At 67.4% G+C, this 14015-nt stretch carries 17 protein-coding genes; 4 read left to right on the forward strand and 13 right to left on the reverse strand.

The genetic code is table 11. From position 1 onward, the window contains the following. Positions 1-98: 98 nt before the first annotated feature. Positions 99-434: a thioredoxin gene (trxA, locus tag KWG56_RS12390; protein ID WP_201099967.1), complete on the forward strand. Its 336-nt coding sequence runs from the start codon at positions 99-101 to the stop codon at positions 432-434. A gap of 72 nt (positions 435-506) precedes the next feature. Beyond that, complete coding sequence (locus tag KWG56_RS12395; RefSeq protein WP_219354988.1) at positions 507-701, forward strand: hypothetical protein; 195 nt, start codon at positions 507-509, stop codon at positions 699-701. Positions 702-884: 183 nt separating this feature from the next. Here the strand turns inward: KWG56_RS12395 and KWG56_RS12400 are convergent, their stop codons facing one another. From KWG56_RS12400 to KWG56_RS12460, 13 genes are all read right to left on the reverse strand, one after another. Further along, positions 885-2171: a bifunctional folylpolyglutamate synthase/dihydrofolate synthase gene (locus KWG56_RS12400; protein ID WP_219354989.1), complete on the reverse strand. Its 1287-nt coding sequence runs from the start codon at positions 2169-2171 to the stop codon at positions 885-887. A gap of 5 nt (positions 2172-2176) precedes the next feature. Beyond that, the gene (gene accD, locus KWG56_RS12405; RefSeq protein ID WP_201099964.1) at positions 2177-3067 is read right to left on the reverse strand and encodes an acetyl-CoA carboxylase, carboxyltransferase subunit beta; all 891 of its coding nucleotides are present in this window, start codon (positions 3065-3067) and stop codon (positions 2177-2179) included. A 10-nt stretch (positions 3068-3077) separates the two neighbouring features. After that, on the reverse strand, positions 3078-3917 hold the full coding sequence (gene trpA / locus KWG56_RS12410) for a tryptophan synthase subunit alpha (protein ID WP_219354990.1): 840 nt from the start codon (positions 3915-3917) through the stop codon (positions 3078-3080). After that, positions 3914-4384 carry a hypothetical protein gene (locus KWG56_RS12415; protein ID WP_219354991.1) on the reverse strand — a complete coding sequence of 157 codons (471 nt, stop codon included), beginning with the start codon at positions 4382-4384 and terminating at the stop codon, positions 3914-3916. Before KWG56_RS12415 ends, trpA begins: the two co-directional genes overlap by 4 nt. Continuing rightward, complete coding sequence (gene trpB, locus KWG56_RS12420; protein ID WP_219354992.1) at positions 4381-5595, reverse strand: tryptophan synthase subunit beta; 1215 nt, start codon at positions 5593-5595, stop codon at positions 4381-4383. Before trpB ends, KWG56_RS12415 begins: the two co-directional genes overlap by 4 nt. A gap of 32 nt (positions 5596-5627) precedes the next feature. Then, a complete protein-coding gene (locus tag KWG56_RS12425; RefSeq protein WP_219354993.1) occupies positions 5628-6266 on the reverse strand; it encodes a phosphoribosylanthranilate isomerase in 639 nt (212 codons plus the stop codon). Next, positions 6263-6676 (reverse strand): type II toxin-antitoxin system VapC family toxin, encoded by a 414-nt coding sequence (locus KWG56_RS12430; RefSeq protein WP_201099959.1) that lies wholly within the window; start codon positions 6674-6676, stop codon positions 6263-6265. Before KWG56_RS12430 ends, KWG56_RS12425 begins: the two co-directional genes overlap by 4 nt. Further along, on the reverse strand, positions 6673-6936 hold the full coding sequence (locus KWG56_RS12435; protein WP_201099958.1) for a type II toxin-antitoxin system Phd/YefM family antitoxin: 264 nt from the start codon (positions 6934-6936) through the stop codon (positions 6673-6675). The genes KWG56_RS12430 and KWG56_RS12435 overlap by 4 nt, the downstream gene beginning before the upstream one ends. An 18-nt stretch (positions 6937-6954) precedes the next feature. Next, entirely contained in the window at positions 6955-8169 is a 1215-nt protein-coding gene (locus KWG56_RS12440; protein WP_219354994.1) for an NAD(P)/FAD-dependent oxidoreductase, read from the reverse strand. A 57-nt stretch (positions 8170-8226) separates the two neighbouring features. Further along, entirely contained in the window at positions 8227-8961 is a 735-nt protein-coding gene (locus tag KWG56_RS12445) for a pseudouridine synthase (RefSeq protein WP_219354995.1), read from the reverse strand. Beyond that, positions 8961-9860, reverse strand: a complete 900-nt coding sequence (locus KWG56_RS12450; protein ID WP_219354996.1) for a class I SAM-dependent methyltransferase — start codon at positions 9858-9860, stop codon at positions 8961-8963. The genes KWG56_RS12445 and KWG56_RS12450 overlap by 1 nt, the downstream gene beginning before the upstream one ends. A 231-nt stretch (positions 9861-10091) precedes the next feature. Continuing rightward, positions 10092-10892, reverse strand: coding sequence for an undecaprenyl-diphosphate phosphatase (locus KWG56_RS12455; protein WP_201099954.1), 801 nt, complete (start codon positions 10890-10892; stop codon positions 10092-10094). Positions 10893-10914: 22 nt separating this feature from the next. Further along, a complete protein-coding gene (locus tag KWG56_RS12460; protein ID WP_219354997.1) occupies positions 10915-12096 on the reverse strand; it encodes a citrate/2-methylcitrate synthase in 1182 nt (393 codons plus the stop codon). A gap of 145 nt (positions 12097-12241) precedes the next feature. Between KWG56_RS12460 and KWG56_RS12465 the strand changes: the two genes are divergently transcribed. Next, entirely contained in the window at positions 12242-13267 is a 1026-nt protein-coding gene (locus KWG56_RS12465) for a cation diffusion facilitator family transporter (protein ID WP_219354998.1), read from the forward strand. A gap of 44 nt (positions 13268-13311) precedes the next feature. Then, positions 13312-13995 carry an FtsZ-binding protein FzlA gene (fzlA, locus tag KWG56_RS12470; protein WP_219354999.1) on the forward strand — a complete coding sequence of 228 codons (684 nt, stop codon included), beginning with the start codon at positions 13312-13314 and terminating at the stop codon, positions 13993-13995. Positions 13996-14015: the final 20 nt, after the last annotated feature.

Raw genomic sequence — 14015 nt, forward strand, 5'->3', positions numbered from 1 at the left:
ACATCTGTGGCCGAACCCGGACGCATCCGGACAACCTCTATTCGCGCTCAAGCAGCGAGGCCCTGCGGGCCGAGTGCTGGCGCCCCAAGGAGCCATTTATGGCGACGGTAAAAGTCACCGACGAAAGCTTCGACGCCGACGTCCTGAAGTCCTCCACCCCTGTGTTGGTCGATTTCTGGGCCGAGTGGTGCGGCCCCTGCAAGCAGATCGGCCCCGCGCTGGAACAGATCGCCGACGAACTGGGCGGCCAAGTCACCGTGGCCAAGGTGAACATCGACGACAGCCCCCTGATCCCGTCCAAGCTGGGCGTGAAGGGCATTCCGACCCTGATGCTGTTCAAGGACGGCCAGATGACCTCGATGAAGGTCGGCGCCATGCCCAAGGGCAAGATCGTCGAATGGCTGGCCGAGGCCGGCGTCAAGGCCGACGCCTGATCCTTCGCCGCCACTGAGGATCCAGCGCCCGCCGGTTCCGACCGGCGGGCGTTTTCATGCTAGGATGCCGCCATGAACGACGACGACCACATCACCGACCCGGCGGCAACCGACGACATTCCGGGCGAAACCCCGGTCCAGAAGGCGTTGCGCCTTAAGAACGCCAAGCTGGACGCCCGCCCCAAGGCGCCGCGCGGCGGCCGTTTCCAGCGCGAACAGAACGCGCGGATCGCAGCGGGCAAATCCCGTCCGTGGATGAGCAAGTAACACCAGTTCTCTCCCTCCCCGTTCCGGGGAGGGTCGTCGCGCAAGCGACGGGGTGGGGGCAGCCCGGCAAGGCCGCACTTGTCTGTTACGAACAAGGCCTGTGGGATTAGCACTGCCGCCCCCACCCGGTTTCGCTTCGCTCAACCACCCTCCCCCGCGGGGAAGGGAAAGCGCAGCTCTATCCTAGTCGGGCCAGGTTTCGCGGCTGGCGCCCAGAACCTCTCCGGCCAGATACAGCGAGCCGCAGATGGCGACCCGGCCTGCGCCCAGACGTAGCGCCAATTTCAACGCCTCATCGACCGATCCGGCAGGCGTGGCGGCCAGACCGTGTCCGCGCGCCACGGCGGCCAACCCCGCCGGGTCCGCCGCTGTTCCGTCAAAGCCCACGGTGAAGACGGTGGCGTGGCTGTCCTTCAGCGCGGCGAAGAAACCGCCCGCGTCCTTGTTCGCCAACATGCCGCAGATCAGGGCCAGCGGACGCGGCGCGCGCGCCTGCCGGTCGGCCAGAAACGCCGCCAAGGCCCGCGCGGCATGGGGATTATGCCCCCCGTCCAGCCACAGTTCAGCGTCCATCGCCTTGGCCGCCTCGCCATAGGGGCCAGCCGAAATCCGTTGCAGACGTGCAGGCCATCGGACGGACCTCAGACCTTCGGCGATCGCCGTTTCCGGCAGATCCAGCTCAAGCGCCGCCGCGATGGCCACGCCTGCATTGTCGATCTGGTGCGCGCCCGCCAGACCCGGCGCCGGCAGATCCAGGAACCGCTGCTGATCTTGAAACGCCAGCCCGCCGCGTTCCGTCCAGGCGTCGAAATCCACGCCCATGACCGTCAGCGGGGCATGGACAGCCTGCGCCGCGCGTTCGATGGCGGCCATGGCGACCTCCTGCTGGCGCGCGATCACGCCCGGCGCCCCGGGCTTCAGCACCCCCGCCTTTTCGGCGGCGATGCCCGCCAGATCGGTTCCCAGGAACTCGGCATGGTCATAATCGACCGGCGTGATGACGCTGAGCAAAGGCCGTTCGATCACATTGGTCGCGTCCAGAACCCCGCCCAGCCCCACCTCGATGATGGCCAGGTCGGCGGGGGTTTCAGACATGGCGACGAAGGCGGCGGCGGTCGTGCTTTCGAACACGGTCGCTTCGCCCCCAGAATCGGAAGTGGCGGCCTCGATTCGGTCCAGGATGGCGTTCAACTGATCGTCCTCGATCAGTTTTCCAGCCAGGCGGATACGCTCGTTGAACCGCACCAGATGGGGCGAGGTGTAGGCGTGAACCTTCAGCCCCGCCGCCTCCGCGATGGCGCGGATCATAGATACGGTCGAACCCTTGCCGTTGGTTCCCGCCACATGGATCACAGGCGGCAGGCGGTGCTGGGGATCACCCAGCGCCGCGCACAAGGCCTTCATCCGATCCAGCGACAGGTCGATCCGTTGCGGATGCCGCGCCCGGAGGCGTTCGGAGATCGGGTCCACGGCGGTCAGGCCGCCTGACGGGTTCCGCCCATCAGCATAGACAGGATTTCACCCAGGACGCGCGGCAGGTCGGCGCGGACGACCACGCGGTCGACCATGCCCTTTTCCTGCAGATATTCGGCGCGCTGGAAGCCCGGCGGCAGTTTCTCGCGGATGGTGGCCTCGATCACGCGCGGGCCGGCGAAACCGATCAGGGCACCCGGCTCGGCCAGATGCACGTCGCCCAGCATGGCGTAGGAGGCCGTCACCCCGCCCGTCGTCGGGTCCGTCAGGACCACGGCGTAGGGCAGTTGCGCTTCCTTGATTTCCTCGATGGCCAGGGTGGTGCGCGCCATCTGCATCAGCGACAGGGCGCCTTCCTGCATCCGCGCGCCGCCGGCGGCGGTGAAGCAGATCAGCGGAACCTTGCGGGCCACGGCCTCGCGCGCCGCCTTGATGAAGGCCTCGCCCGCCGCCATGCCCAGCGACCCGCCCATGAAGGTGAAGTCCTGCACGATCACGACCGCATCCTGACCGCCGACCGAGCCATAGCCGATGGCCATGGTGTCCTTGCGGCCCGCCGCCTTGCGCGCGGCGCTCAGGCGGTCCTTGTAGGATTTGCCGTCCGAGAATTTCAGCGGGTCTTCCGGCACGTCCGGGGTTTCGATGGCCTCGTATTTGGCCCCATCGAAGGTGGCGCGCAGGCGTGTCGGCGCATCGATGCGCATATGACGGCCCGACGGCGTGACCCACAGCGAGGTCTCCAGATCCGAGCGATACAGCATCTCGCCGGTATCGGGATCCTTGACCCAGAGATTGTCCGGCGTGTCCCGGCGAGAGACGATCTTGCGGACGCCGGGCGCAAAGCGGCTCAGCCATCCGCCGCGCTTTTCCTGCGGCTTGTTCTTGTCGACCATGGGGGCGCTCTTAAACGGTTTCCGTCACGGAAGCACTAGCAACCGACCGAACAGCGTCGCTCAGCAGCTTCACCTTGGCCAGAACGCGCGGGGCGGCGGGTTCGTTCGCGGCGACGGCGGCGGCGACTTCCTCGACCAGGGCCGAACCGACGACCACGGCGTCCGCCACACGGGCGATAGCGGCGGCCCGTTCCGGCGTCTTGATGCCGAAGCCCACGGCGACCGGCAGGCCCGAGGCCGCCCGCACCCGCGCAACAGCGGGCGCCACGACGTCGGCGTCGGCTTCCTTGACCCCGGTCACGCCCGCGACGGCGACATAATAGACAAAGCCCGAGGTGCCCTGGACCACGATCTTCAGACGCGCGTCATCGGACGTCGGCGTGGCCAGACGGATCAGCGAGATCGACACCTTGTCCAGCGCCTCGACCAAAGGCGCGGCCTCTTCCGGCGGGCAGTCGACCACGATCAGGCCGTCGACCCCCGACGCCGCCGCATAGTCGGCGAAGGCGTCATAGCCCAGGCTCTCGATCGGGTTCAGATAACCCATCAGGATGATCGGGGTGGCATCGTCTTGCTTACGAAACTCACGCGCCAGATCCATGGTGGAACGCAGGCCGAAACCGGCGGCCAGACCCCGGATCGCCGCCTTCTGGATCGGCGGCCCCTCGGCCATCGGATCGCTGAAGGGGAAGCCCAGTTCGATGATGTCGGCGCCCGCGGCGGGCAGGCCCTTCAGGATGGCCAGAGCCTCCTCGCGCGAGGGATCGCCCCCCATCACATAGGGAACAAAGGCGGCGCGGCCTTCGGCCTTCAGCGCCTTGAAGCGTGCGTTGATACGGGCGGTGGTCATTGAGGGGCGCTTCCGTTGGCCGGAGCCGGGGCGGCGGGCTGGGCCGCACACACGTCGCCTGGAATGGTGGCGAAGCCCAGATAAGCGGGCAGTTCAGCAACGGCGGGCTTGGTGGTGTCGTAGAAGGCGACCATCTGCAATCCATCGCAACCGCCGCCGTCGCGGCGCTTCACGAAGACTACGCGGTTGTCGTCCCCGCCCGCCGCCAGCCACTGGCGGCTTGCCAAGTCAGCAATATAGGCGTCGGCCAGAGCGCCGATCTGTCCCAAGGGGGCAGTCAAGCAATAGGCGCGGCCCGCCAGGCCCAGGCCGCCGCAATCCTGCGACAACTGCGTCCCGGGCAGCAGCGGGATATCGGTCGCCGGAGCTCCCTGCGCGCCACCCGGCGACACAGGTGCAGCCTGTTGCGCCTGTGCGGCGGTCGCAATCATCAGGACGGCGGTCGCCGCCAGCAGGTTACGGATCACAGTTCCACTCCCAGATGTTTGGCGACCTGGAAGATGTCCTTGTCGCCGCGTCCCGACATCAGCAGCACGACATCGCCGCCCTTGCCGACTTCACGCGCCACTTCGCCGGTGCGCGCCAGGGCGTGCGAAGGCTCAAGCGCCGGAATGATGCCTTCCAGTTTCGAGCACAACTGGAACGCCTCCAGCGCCTCGTTATCCGTCGCCGAACGGTATTCGGCCCGGCCGATGTCGTGCAGCCAGGCGTGTTCCGGCCCGATGCCCGGATAGTCCAGACCCGCCGAGATCGAATGGCCTTCGACGATGTTGCCGTCGTCGTCCTGAAGCAGATAGGTGCGGTTGCCGTGCAGCACGCCGGGGCGCCCGCCCTTCAGCGAGGCCGCGTGATCGGGCGTGTCCAGACCATAGCCCGCCGCCTCGACCCCGATCAGGCGCACGGTCTCATCCTCGATGAAGGGGTGGAAGGCGCCGATGGCGTTCGACCCGCCGCCGATGCAGGCGACCACGGCTTCCGGCAGCTTGCCCATCTGGGCGCGCGACTGGACCTTGATCTCTTTGCCGATCACCGACTGGAAATCGCGCACCATGGCCGGATAGGGGTGCGGACCCGCCGCCGTGCCGATGATGTAATAGGTGTCGGCGACATTGGTGACCCAGTCACGCATCGCCTCGTTCATGGCGTCCTTCAGGGTCGCGGCGCCCGCCGTGACGGGGAAGACCTCGGTTCCCAACAGACGCATGCGGAAGACGTTCGGCTGCTGCCGCTCCACGTCCACCGCGCCCATATAGACGGTGCAGGGCAGGCCGAAGCGGGCGGCGACGGTGGCCGAGGCCACGCCATGCTGACCCGCGCCCGTCTCGGCGATGATCCGCGTCTTGCCCATGCGGCGCGCCAGCAGGATCTGGCCCATGCAGTTGTTGATCTTGTGCGCGCCCGTGTGATTCAGGTCCTCGCGCTTCAGCCAGATGTTGGCGCCGCCGAAATGTTCGGTCAGGCGCTCGGCGAAATAGAGGGGGCTTTCGCGACCGACATAATGGGTCAGGAAGCCGTCCAGTTCGGCCTGAAAGCTCGGGTCCGCCTTGGCCGCCGCATAGGCCGCGTCCAGTTCATGGATCAGGGGCATCAGGGTTTCGGCGACGAACTGCCCGCCATAGGGGCCGAAACGTCCCTGCGCATCAGGCCAGGCGTAGGTGTTGGGCAAGGTTGCGGTCACGAGTTCAGCTTTCACGCAAGGCGGCGTCGGAATTACGACCGGCGCACGGCCTCGATGAAGGCCGCGATCCGGCCCGCGTCCTTAACACCCGGCGCGCTTTCGACGCCAGAGGAGACGTCCACCATCGGCGCCCCTGTTATCCGAAGCGCCTCAGACACATTGTCCGGGTTCAGACCGCCGGCCAGGAACCAGGGATGGCGAAACACCCGGTCCGCCAGCAGAGTCCAGTCGAAACTGTGCCCCACCCCGCCCGGCAAAGCTGAACCCTCCGGCGGCTTGGCGTCGAACATCAGATGGTCGGCGTGGTAATCCCATTCGTCCGCCGCCGCGAAATCATCGCCATGGCGGATGGGCAGGGCCTTGATGACCCCCGCCCCCGTCAGCGCCCGGACAGTTTCCGCCCGCGCCGGCGTCTCAGCCCCATGCAGTTGGATGAAGTCCGGCTTCAGCGTCCGCGCGATCTCGTCCAGCAGGCCGTCATCCGGATTGACCGTCACCGCCACGATTTTCGCCCGCCCGCGCGCCCGCTCAAACAACACAGCGGCGTCTGCGGGCGCGATGTGGCGCGGGCTTTTGGGAAACACCACCGCTCCCACGAAATCCGCCTCGCCGTCCAGGGCCGCGTCCAGCGTGTCCGGCGTCGTCAAGCCGCAGATCTTGATCAGGGTCATGGCACGATCACCGTCAGGCCGATGTCACGCGCAACCGCCGCCATGGCCTCGTCCAGCGTCGCCAGACGGCATCCATGTCGCACGGCCAGGGCGAGATGAAGCCCATCCGGTGCGCGCAGTCTCACGTCATTTCTGACCAGCCGCCGCGCTTCCACCATGTCATTGTCGATCACCGAAAGAATGACCCTGCCACTCAACCATTGGTCCAACTGCAGTTCGAACTCGCGACGTTCCTTGTCGTGCAGATTGCGCATCCGCGTCCTCACCGCCAGGGCGGAGGAAAACTCAGTCACGGTCCAACTGCTCATGACGAAGTCATCGACGTCCGCGATCCAGGTCGACGCCCGCTCCGTATGCTTGTCGTTCTGGAACAGAGACATCAGGACGCTGGTGTCCAGATAGACAGTCAAATCTCTTCATCCCGCATGCGGCGCAAGAGGGTTACGGAGTCCACCGAAGCCTCCGTCTTGATCCGCACACGCTTCAGCCAATCCATGTCCATCGGGCCGGATGTCGGCTTAACCGCCTGCGCCGGTTCCAGCCGCGCCACAGGCACGCCGCGCCGGGTGATCGTCACGGCCTCGCCCGCCAACATGCGATCCAGCAGCTTGGGCAGGTTGTTCTTGGCTTCGGCGACGGAATAGCTGGACATGGCCATCAAGATAGCCATTTCGGCCAAAAATGTCCATCACGCCCGATAGAGGTCCGCATCGGGATCGACCTGGCCCCGGATCGTGCGGCCGATGATCTGGGAGGCGATGACCGAATAGGTGATGCCGTTGCCGCCGAAGCCCATGACGGCGTGAATATGATCCTGTCCCTCGACCGGGCCGATCTGCGGCAGGCCGGTTGCGCTTTCGCCGAAGGCGCCCGCCCAGGTGTAGTCCACCTCGAACTCCAGATCGGGCAAAAGGCGGCGCAGCTTTCTGGCGATAGTCTGGCATTTCCGCTTCAGCTTGGCCGTGTCCTCATGCGCCGTTGCGGACGCCTCGTCCTCGCCTCCGACGATCAGCCGTCCGTCGCCGCCCATGCGGAAATACAGATAGGGGTCACAGCCTTCCCACACCAAGGTGTCGCGCAGCCAGGCGGGGCAGCGCACGCGCGGCTTGGACGCCAGAGCCCAGGACGAGATCACCTCGGCGCCCGGCGTGGGCACGCCCTTGGGAAACTCATAGCCGCAGCAGAAGATCACCTTGCCGGCGCGCACCGCATGACCCGCATCGGTCAGCAGGGTCACGCCGTCGGGGTCGCTGACCGCCTCCAGCACCTCGACCCTGGAATAGATCTTGGCGCCCTTTTCCGTCGCGCGCCGCAGCAGCCCCGCCGCCAGCCTTGCCGGGTCGGCGCTGGCCGAACCCTCCGAAACGATGGCGCCGGTGCGGTCGACGCCGAACTGTTCGCGCAGTTCCGCCGGGCCGATGTAGCGGCTCTTCAGCCCCATCGCCGTCCGCGCCTCGGCCTCGGCCTCAAGCGCCCGATGGCCGTATTCATCGCCCGCCAGATACAGGCTTCCCTTGGGTTTCAGGCCGCAGCGGATGCCTTCATCAATGACGATCTTCTGCAGGGCGTCGACCGCCGACTGCGACCGGCGATAGGCGCGCCGGGCGTTGGCCGGTCCGATCCGCCCAGCCAGGGTCGTCAGCGGCAGGTCGATCTCCCACTGCAGCATGGCGGTGGAGGCCAGGGTTGATCCCATCAGCGGCGGGCGTCGGTCCAGCACCGCCACCGTGTGATCGCGCGCCAGCTCATGCGCGACGAAGGCCCCGCTGATCCCTGCGCCCACCACGGCGACATCGACCGAGATCGCCTGGGTCAGGGGCCGCGTCTTCACGCCCAGACCGGGGCTGTCCGCCCACAGCGAACGTCCGGTCCGCAAATCCCGTTTGATGGTCGCGCCGTCCATGATCCACTCCGCCTCAGCGGAGCGATAGGTCGCCAGCGCCGTTCGGGTTCCCGCGCCTCAGTCGAACAGACTGTCGATTTCGGCCTGGGTCAGCAGCCGCCACTGACCGGGCGCCAGATCGTCGGGCAGGACCAGCCCGCCCATCCGCTCGCGGTGCAGGGCCTCCACATGGTTGCCGACGGCGGCGAACATGCGCCTGACCTGGTGATAGCGCCCCTCGGTCACCGTCAGCAGGGCTTCGGTCGGCGACACCACCTCCAGCACCGCAGGCGACAACGGCTTGTCCTCGCCCTCCAGCACCAGTTCGCCGGACGCGAACAGCGCTCCCTCCGTCCCTGCCAGGGGCCGGGCCAGGGTCGCGCGATAGACCTTGGTCACATGGCGTTTGGGCGAAATCACCCGATGCAGCAGATCGCCGTCGTCGGTCAGCAGCAACAGACCCGTCGTCTGTTTGTCCAGCCGCCCGATGGTCGAGATGGCCGGATCCCGCTCGCGCCAGCGTCCGGGCAGGATGTCATAGACCAGCGCGCCCTCTTCCTTGTGCGAACAGGTCATGCCCAGCGGTTTGTTCAACATCAGCACCAGTCCCTGGACAGGGTCCAGCGGCTGGCCGTCGATCTCCATGCGGCTGGGCAGGTCGGGCGTCACCGGAATGCGCTTGGACACATCCGTCAGGTCCACGCCGTCCAGCACGATGCCGCCCGCCTTGGCCATCCGCGCCATCTCCGCCCGCGAGCCATAGCCCATCGAACCCAATAGGCGATCAACGCGGGAGGTTGGCGTCTTGACCATTATTTCACAGCCTCAAACAGCTTGTAGCCGCCCGCGTCCGCCACCATCCGCACGCGATTGAACGCGGCGTTCAACTCCGCCTCATACGGCAGGTGCCGGTTGGCGACGATCCAGGCGACGCCGCCCTTCCTCAGCAGTTCGGCGGCCTTGCGGATGAAGGCCTGACCCAGGCGCCGGTCCTCAGCGCCGCCGTCGTGGAAGGGCGGGTTGGAGATGACGAAGTTCAGTTCGCCGTCCGCCGTCATCGTGCGCACATCGGCCCATTCGACGCTGGCGCGTGGATCTTCGAGATTCTTCCGGGCGGCCTCGACGGCCCGGCGGTCCAGATCGATCAGACGCAGCGAGGTCACCCCCGGCGAACGCAGGGCCACCGTGGCCAGTGCGCCGTAGCCGCAGCCCAGGTCCACGCCCGCGCCCTTCAGGGCGGGCAGATGTTCGGCCAGCAGGGCCGAGCCTGCGTCGATCCGGTCCCAAGCGAAGACGCCCGGCTGCGACCAGGCCTCCAGCCCCGGCACGATCCGGGGTGCGCCATCGGCGATGGCGGCGTCGAGGCCGGTCACAGCTTCCGGCCTGATCACGATGCAGCGGCGGTGGTGCGCCTTGGCGGTCTCGCCGACCTCGACGCCGAAGCCCAGCAGTTCTTTCTTCAGGCGCGACCCGCCCTTGTCCTTGAAGGCCATCACGTCCAGCCGCCCGCCGACCTTCAACGCCCGCAGCGCCTGAGCCAGCACATAGCGGCGCTCCAGCACGCCGGGCGGGGCGTAGATCATCACCTCATCGACCGAACCGTCAGGCACGGACTCGATCGGCGTGGAGCCGGGGATCAGGGGCGAGGTCTGGGTCGCGGCGCCGGGCGGGTCAAAGACGACCGGCGGTCGGCCGTAGAGAAGCGTGGTCATGCCCCGCCCTTAACGCCGCAAGGCCGTTTTCACCAGCGACGCACTTCTCAAGTCGTCATTCCGGGGCGAAGCGGAGCGAAGAACCCGGAACCCAGGGGCGCCGTCGCTTCGCTGAAGGCGTTCGACGCCGTATGCACGTTTCCTGGGTTCCGGGTTCGTCCTTTGGACGCTCCGGAATGACGGCTCCAGGCTGAATGCCGATTGGCCCCAGGATGACGGCTTGAGGAAGCCTCAGAAGCCCATCTGCAGCAGCACCAGCCCCACGACGCCCACCGCGATCCGCCACCAGGCGAAGACGCCGAAGCCGCGCTTGGACACGAAGTCCAGCAGGAAACGCACCACCGCCAGCGCCGAGATGAAGGCCACGACAAAGCCGATGACGATCAGGCCGATGTCGCTGAAATCCAGCGTCTTGTAGCTTTTCAGCAGGTCATAGGCGACCGCCGCCCCCATGGTCGGAAGCGCCAGGAAGAAGCTGAACTCGGCGGCCGAACGCTTGTCCGTCTTCAGCAGCAGGCCGCCCGCGATGGTGGCGCCCGAACGCGACACGCCGGGGATCATGGCCAGGCACTGGAACAGGCCGATCAGGAAATAGACCCGCATCGGATAGGTCTCGGCGTTCAGCCACTGGGGACGCTTGTCCATCCGATCCAGCGCCAACAGGATGACGCCGCCGACGATCAGGGCGATGCAGATGACGATCGGCGTCTCGAACAGCACGGTCTTGATGAAGTCGTAGGCAAAGAAGCCGATCACCACGGCAGGGGCGAAGGCGACCAGAAGCCCGATCAGGAAGCGCCGCGCCTCAGGGTCGAACGGCCAGCGCGTCGCCAGCGCCCACAGGCGTTTGAAATAGACGCTGATGATGGCCAGCAGGGCGCCCAGCTGGATCACGATCTCGAACGTCTTGCCCGAGCTTTCGAAACCCATGAAATGGCCCAGCAGGAGCATATGGCCGGTGGAGGACACCGGTATGAACTCGGTCAGTCCTTCGACCAGACCCAGAATGATCGCCGCAAGCCAATCCGCCATGAAATCCCCGCATGGGTCCGGGTCAGTTCGCGCCCGGCTCTGGCCCCACATAGCGCAACCGCGACCGGATAGGCGAGCCGTCAATCACCTGATCCAGCGCATGGGCCAAAAGTCCGTTCAAACGGCCAAGCAGAACCAGGTCGCCCGCCCCGGTCGGCCCCAGATCCAGCCTGCGCGACACAAGGGCCAGAGCCAGTTCGAAGCTGGCGCCCTGGCCACCCGCCGCCTCGCCTTCGGTGCGGATCGCCGCCAGATCGGGGGTCAGCTGCGCATGGCTCAGCAAGGCGTCCACGCGCGGGTCGTGGCGCGCGAAATCGCAGACGCCGAAGCCGGGCACGGAGCCGCGCAGACCGATCCAGCGCTTGGCCGCGCCGGTCGGATCACGCCGCGCCTCGCTGACATAGGCCACGACGTCCCCCATGGCCGTCAGGGTTCCGCCCAAGGCCGAAAGCCCCGCCAGCGCCGCCCCGGCCAGGGACGCGCCCCCGTCCGCCGCCGCCCGCGTCGCCAGCACCGCCGCATCCAGCCCCTTGTCGGCGCCCAGCACCAGGGCGCGGCGCAGCAGGTGGCTTTGCACGTCCACCACCTTGAACCCGCGCGCCAGACGCTGGTGGAAATACAGGCGGGGCCCCGGCCCGGACACGCTGTCCACCACCTCATTGAGCAGGGACGCGGCCTCGCGCTTCAGTACAGCGGGTTCCTGCACCCTGGCCGAGCCGTCCTCGGTCAGGCGCCGCCCCAGCACGGCCAGCACGCGCCGCTGGGTCGATCCGCCGACGATGGGATCAATGCGCGGCTTCAGACCGGCGAAGGGATCGTCGCCCCGCGCATCCCACAGCACCCGCGACGCGGCCTCGATGGAGCCGCTCTCAGAAAGCTGCACCACGTCGCGACCGCGATAGAAGAGCCGCCCCTCCGCCGTCATGGATACGGAGGAATGGACATCCGCCTCGCCGCGCGCGGCTGCGCCCAGGCCGGGCGGACGCAAGCCCGGCGCCCGCACGACGCCGACATCCCCGCTGTCGACCTCGTCGCCGCACAGACGGGCCACGTCGGCGGCGGCATAAAGGCTTTTACGGGAATCCGTCGGATCAGGCCGGGCGGCGATCCGTCCACGGCTGACATAGGCGTACAGGGTCTGGGCCTTCACGCCCAGGCGGTTCAGGGCCTCGCTTCTGGCGATCCAGCGTTCGTCAGCGCCCATATCGTCCCCTCACGACTGTTTCGCATTCGAATTGAACAGCAGGCCGCACAGCGGCGTTTCCCTGTCCTAAACTGAAACGGCCACGCTCGTCTATTCCGTCGCCAAGGTTGGCTTTCGGCCATGATTGGGAGACAAGGAAATCTGCATGTCGACCTCGTCTTCCCCCTCTCCCGCGCCGCTCGAAGACGCCAATGGCGCCACACGCCGCATCACCCGCCTGTCGGTAGGCGTGGCCATCGTGCTGATCGTGCTGAAGGCCTTTGCGCTGGGGGCGTCGGGGTCGGTGTCCATTCTGGCCAGCCTGACGGACTCGGCTTTGGACCTGGCGGGATCCCTGACCGCCTTCTTCGCCGTGCGCTGGGCCGCCGCCCCGCCGGATCAGGAGCACCGCTATGGTCACGGCAAGGGTGAGGCCCTGTCGGCCCTGGTGCAGGCCGGGCTGGTCTTCGCCTCGGCCGTCTTCATCGGCTGGGAGGCGGTGCAGCGCATTTTTGATCCGCGCCCCGTCACCTCCGGCGGCTGGGCCGTCGGCGTCGTGATCGCCGGCATCGCCATCACCACCTGGCTGGTGTGGATGCAGACCCGCGCCCTGAAGACGACCGGATCCCTAGCTGTCGCCGGGGACCGAGCCCACTACGCCGCCGATCTGGCGGCCAATATCGTCGTCTTGATCGGGGTGATCTCGGGCGCCTTCCTCAATGCGCCGGGTCTGGATGCGGCGGCGGGTCTGGTCGTCGCCGTCTGGCTGTTCTGGGGCGCGACCGGGATGTTGAGGTCCGCCGCCGATCACCTGCTGGACCGCGCCCTCCCGGAAACCGAACTGGCCGCCCTTACCCAGGCGGTGCTGGCTGATCCGCGGATCTCAGGGGTTCACCGCCTGCGCGCCCACATGGCCGGACAGGTGATGGTGGTGCAGATGCATGTCGATCTGGACGCCGCCCTGACGCTGGACGCCGCCCACGCCATTGTCGTGGAGGCCGAGACGCGGGTTCTGACGCTGTTCCCCGCCGCCGACATCCTGATCCACGCCGATCCGCGCGGTTCGACGCCCAAGCCCGCGGCGGTCGTCGCCGAACCCGCGCCAGGTCAGAGTTTGGTCACGCCGTCCGCACCCGCCGCGTCCGCACCCGAACCCGCTCCCCAGGCCAAGCCCAAGGGCCCGTGGTCCTAAGCCGGTAAACGAGGACTTAAGATGTCGTCCGCTAGGATGCGTCGATGTCCCAGTGCGTACTCTATCATTTCGCCTTCCATCCCGCCTCGCGCGCTGCGCGGCTGGCGCTGGGCGAGGCGAAGATCGAATACGCCGATGCGCCCGTCCGTCCCTGGGAAGCCGACTGCCCGCTGAACCAGTTCAACCCGTCCGGCATGCCGCCGGTCATCCAGACCTCGGATCGCGGACGCCCGCTGAACCTGTGCGAACTGCCCGCCATACTGGGCTGGATCGAGGATCAGCAGCGCGGGCCCCTGCTGCTGCCCGCCGAGGCCGCCGAACGCGCCGAGGCGCGACGCCTGACGGGCTGGTTCGACCGCCGCTTCAGCGACGATGTGGACGCCATCCTGCTGCACGAACGGCTGGAGAAGCCGCTGCTCAAACTGGGGCCGCCCGAGGCCCGCGCCCTGCGTGAAGGCCGCGAGGCGCTGAAGGAGCATCTGATCATGCTGGAGGAGCTGGCCGGCGCCCGTGACTGGCTGGCGGGACGCCGTCTCAGCCAGGCCGACCTGGTCGCCGCCGCCCACCTGTCGATCCTGGACTATTTCGGCGAGATCACCTGGACCCACTGGCCCGCGCTGAAGACCTGGTACTCCAAGCTGAAGTCCCGCCCCTGCTTCCGCCCGCTGCTGGCAGACCGTTTCATCGGCGTGCCGCCCGCAAGCTGGTACGCCGACCTGGATTTCTGAACCGACGGGGGCCATCCTCC

This window comes from Brevundimonas nasdae (genome assembly GCF_019395145.1).
GTDB lineage: Bacteria > Pseudomonadota > Alphaproteobacteria > Caulobacterales > Caulobacteraceae > Brevundimonas > Brevundimonas nasdae.

Excerpts from the sequence above, each read along its gene's own strand:
- trxA (WP_201099967.1), top strand. The coding sequence starts at position 99 with ATGGCGACGGTAAAAGTCACCGACGAAAGCTTCGACGCCGACGTCCTG.
- KWG56_RS12395 (WP_219354988.1), top strand. The coding sequence starts at position 507 with ATGAACGACGACGACCACATCACCGACCCGGCGGCAACCGACGACATT.
- accD (WP_201099964.1), bottom strand. The coding sequence starts at position 3,067 with ATGGTCGACAAGAACAAGCCGCAGGAAAAGCGCGGCGGATGGCTGAGC.
- trpA (WP_219354990.1), bottom strand. The coding sequence starts at position 3,917 with ATGACCACCGCCCGTATCAACGCACGCTTCAAGGCGCTGAAGGCCGAA.
- KWG56_RS12425 (WP_219354993.1), bottom strand. The coding sequence starts at position 6,266 with ATGACCCTGATCAAGATCTGCGGCTTGACGACGCCGGACACGCTGGAC.
- KWG56_RS12435 (WP_201099958.1), bottom strand. The coding sequence starts at position 6,936 with ATGGCTATCTTGATGGCCATGTCCAGCTATTCCGTCGCCGAAGCCAAG.
- KWG56_RS12440 (WP_219354994.1), bottom strand. The coding sequence starts at position 8,169 with ATGGACGGCGCGACCATCAAACGGGATTTGCGGACCGGACGTTCGCTG.
- KWG56_RS12445 (WP_219354995.1), bottom strand. The coding sequence starts at position 8,961 with ATGGTCAAGACGCCAACCTCCCGCGTTGATCGCCTATTGGGTTCGATG.
- KWG56_RS12450 (WP_219354996.1), bottom strand. The coding sequence starts at position 9,860 with ATGACCACGCTTCTCTACGGCCGACCGCCGGTCGTCTTTGACCCGCCC.
- KWG56_RS12455 (WP_201099954.1), bottom strand. The coding sequence starts at position 10,892 with ATGGCGGATTGGCTTGCGGCGATCATTCTGGGTCTGGTCGAAGGACTG.
- KWG56_RS12460 (WP_219354997.1), bottom strand. The coding sequence starts at position 12,096 with ATGGGCGCTGACGAACGCTGGATCGCCAGAAGCGAGGCCCTGAACCGC.
- KWG56_RS12465 (WP_219354998.1), top strand. The coding sequence starts at position 12,242 with ATGTCGACCTCGTCTTCCCCCTCTCCCGCGCCGCTCGAAGACGCCAAT.
- fzlA (WP_219354999.1), top strand. The coding sequence starts at position 13,312 with ATGTCCCAGTGCGTACTCTATCATTTCGCCTTCCATCCCGCCTCGCGC.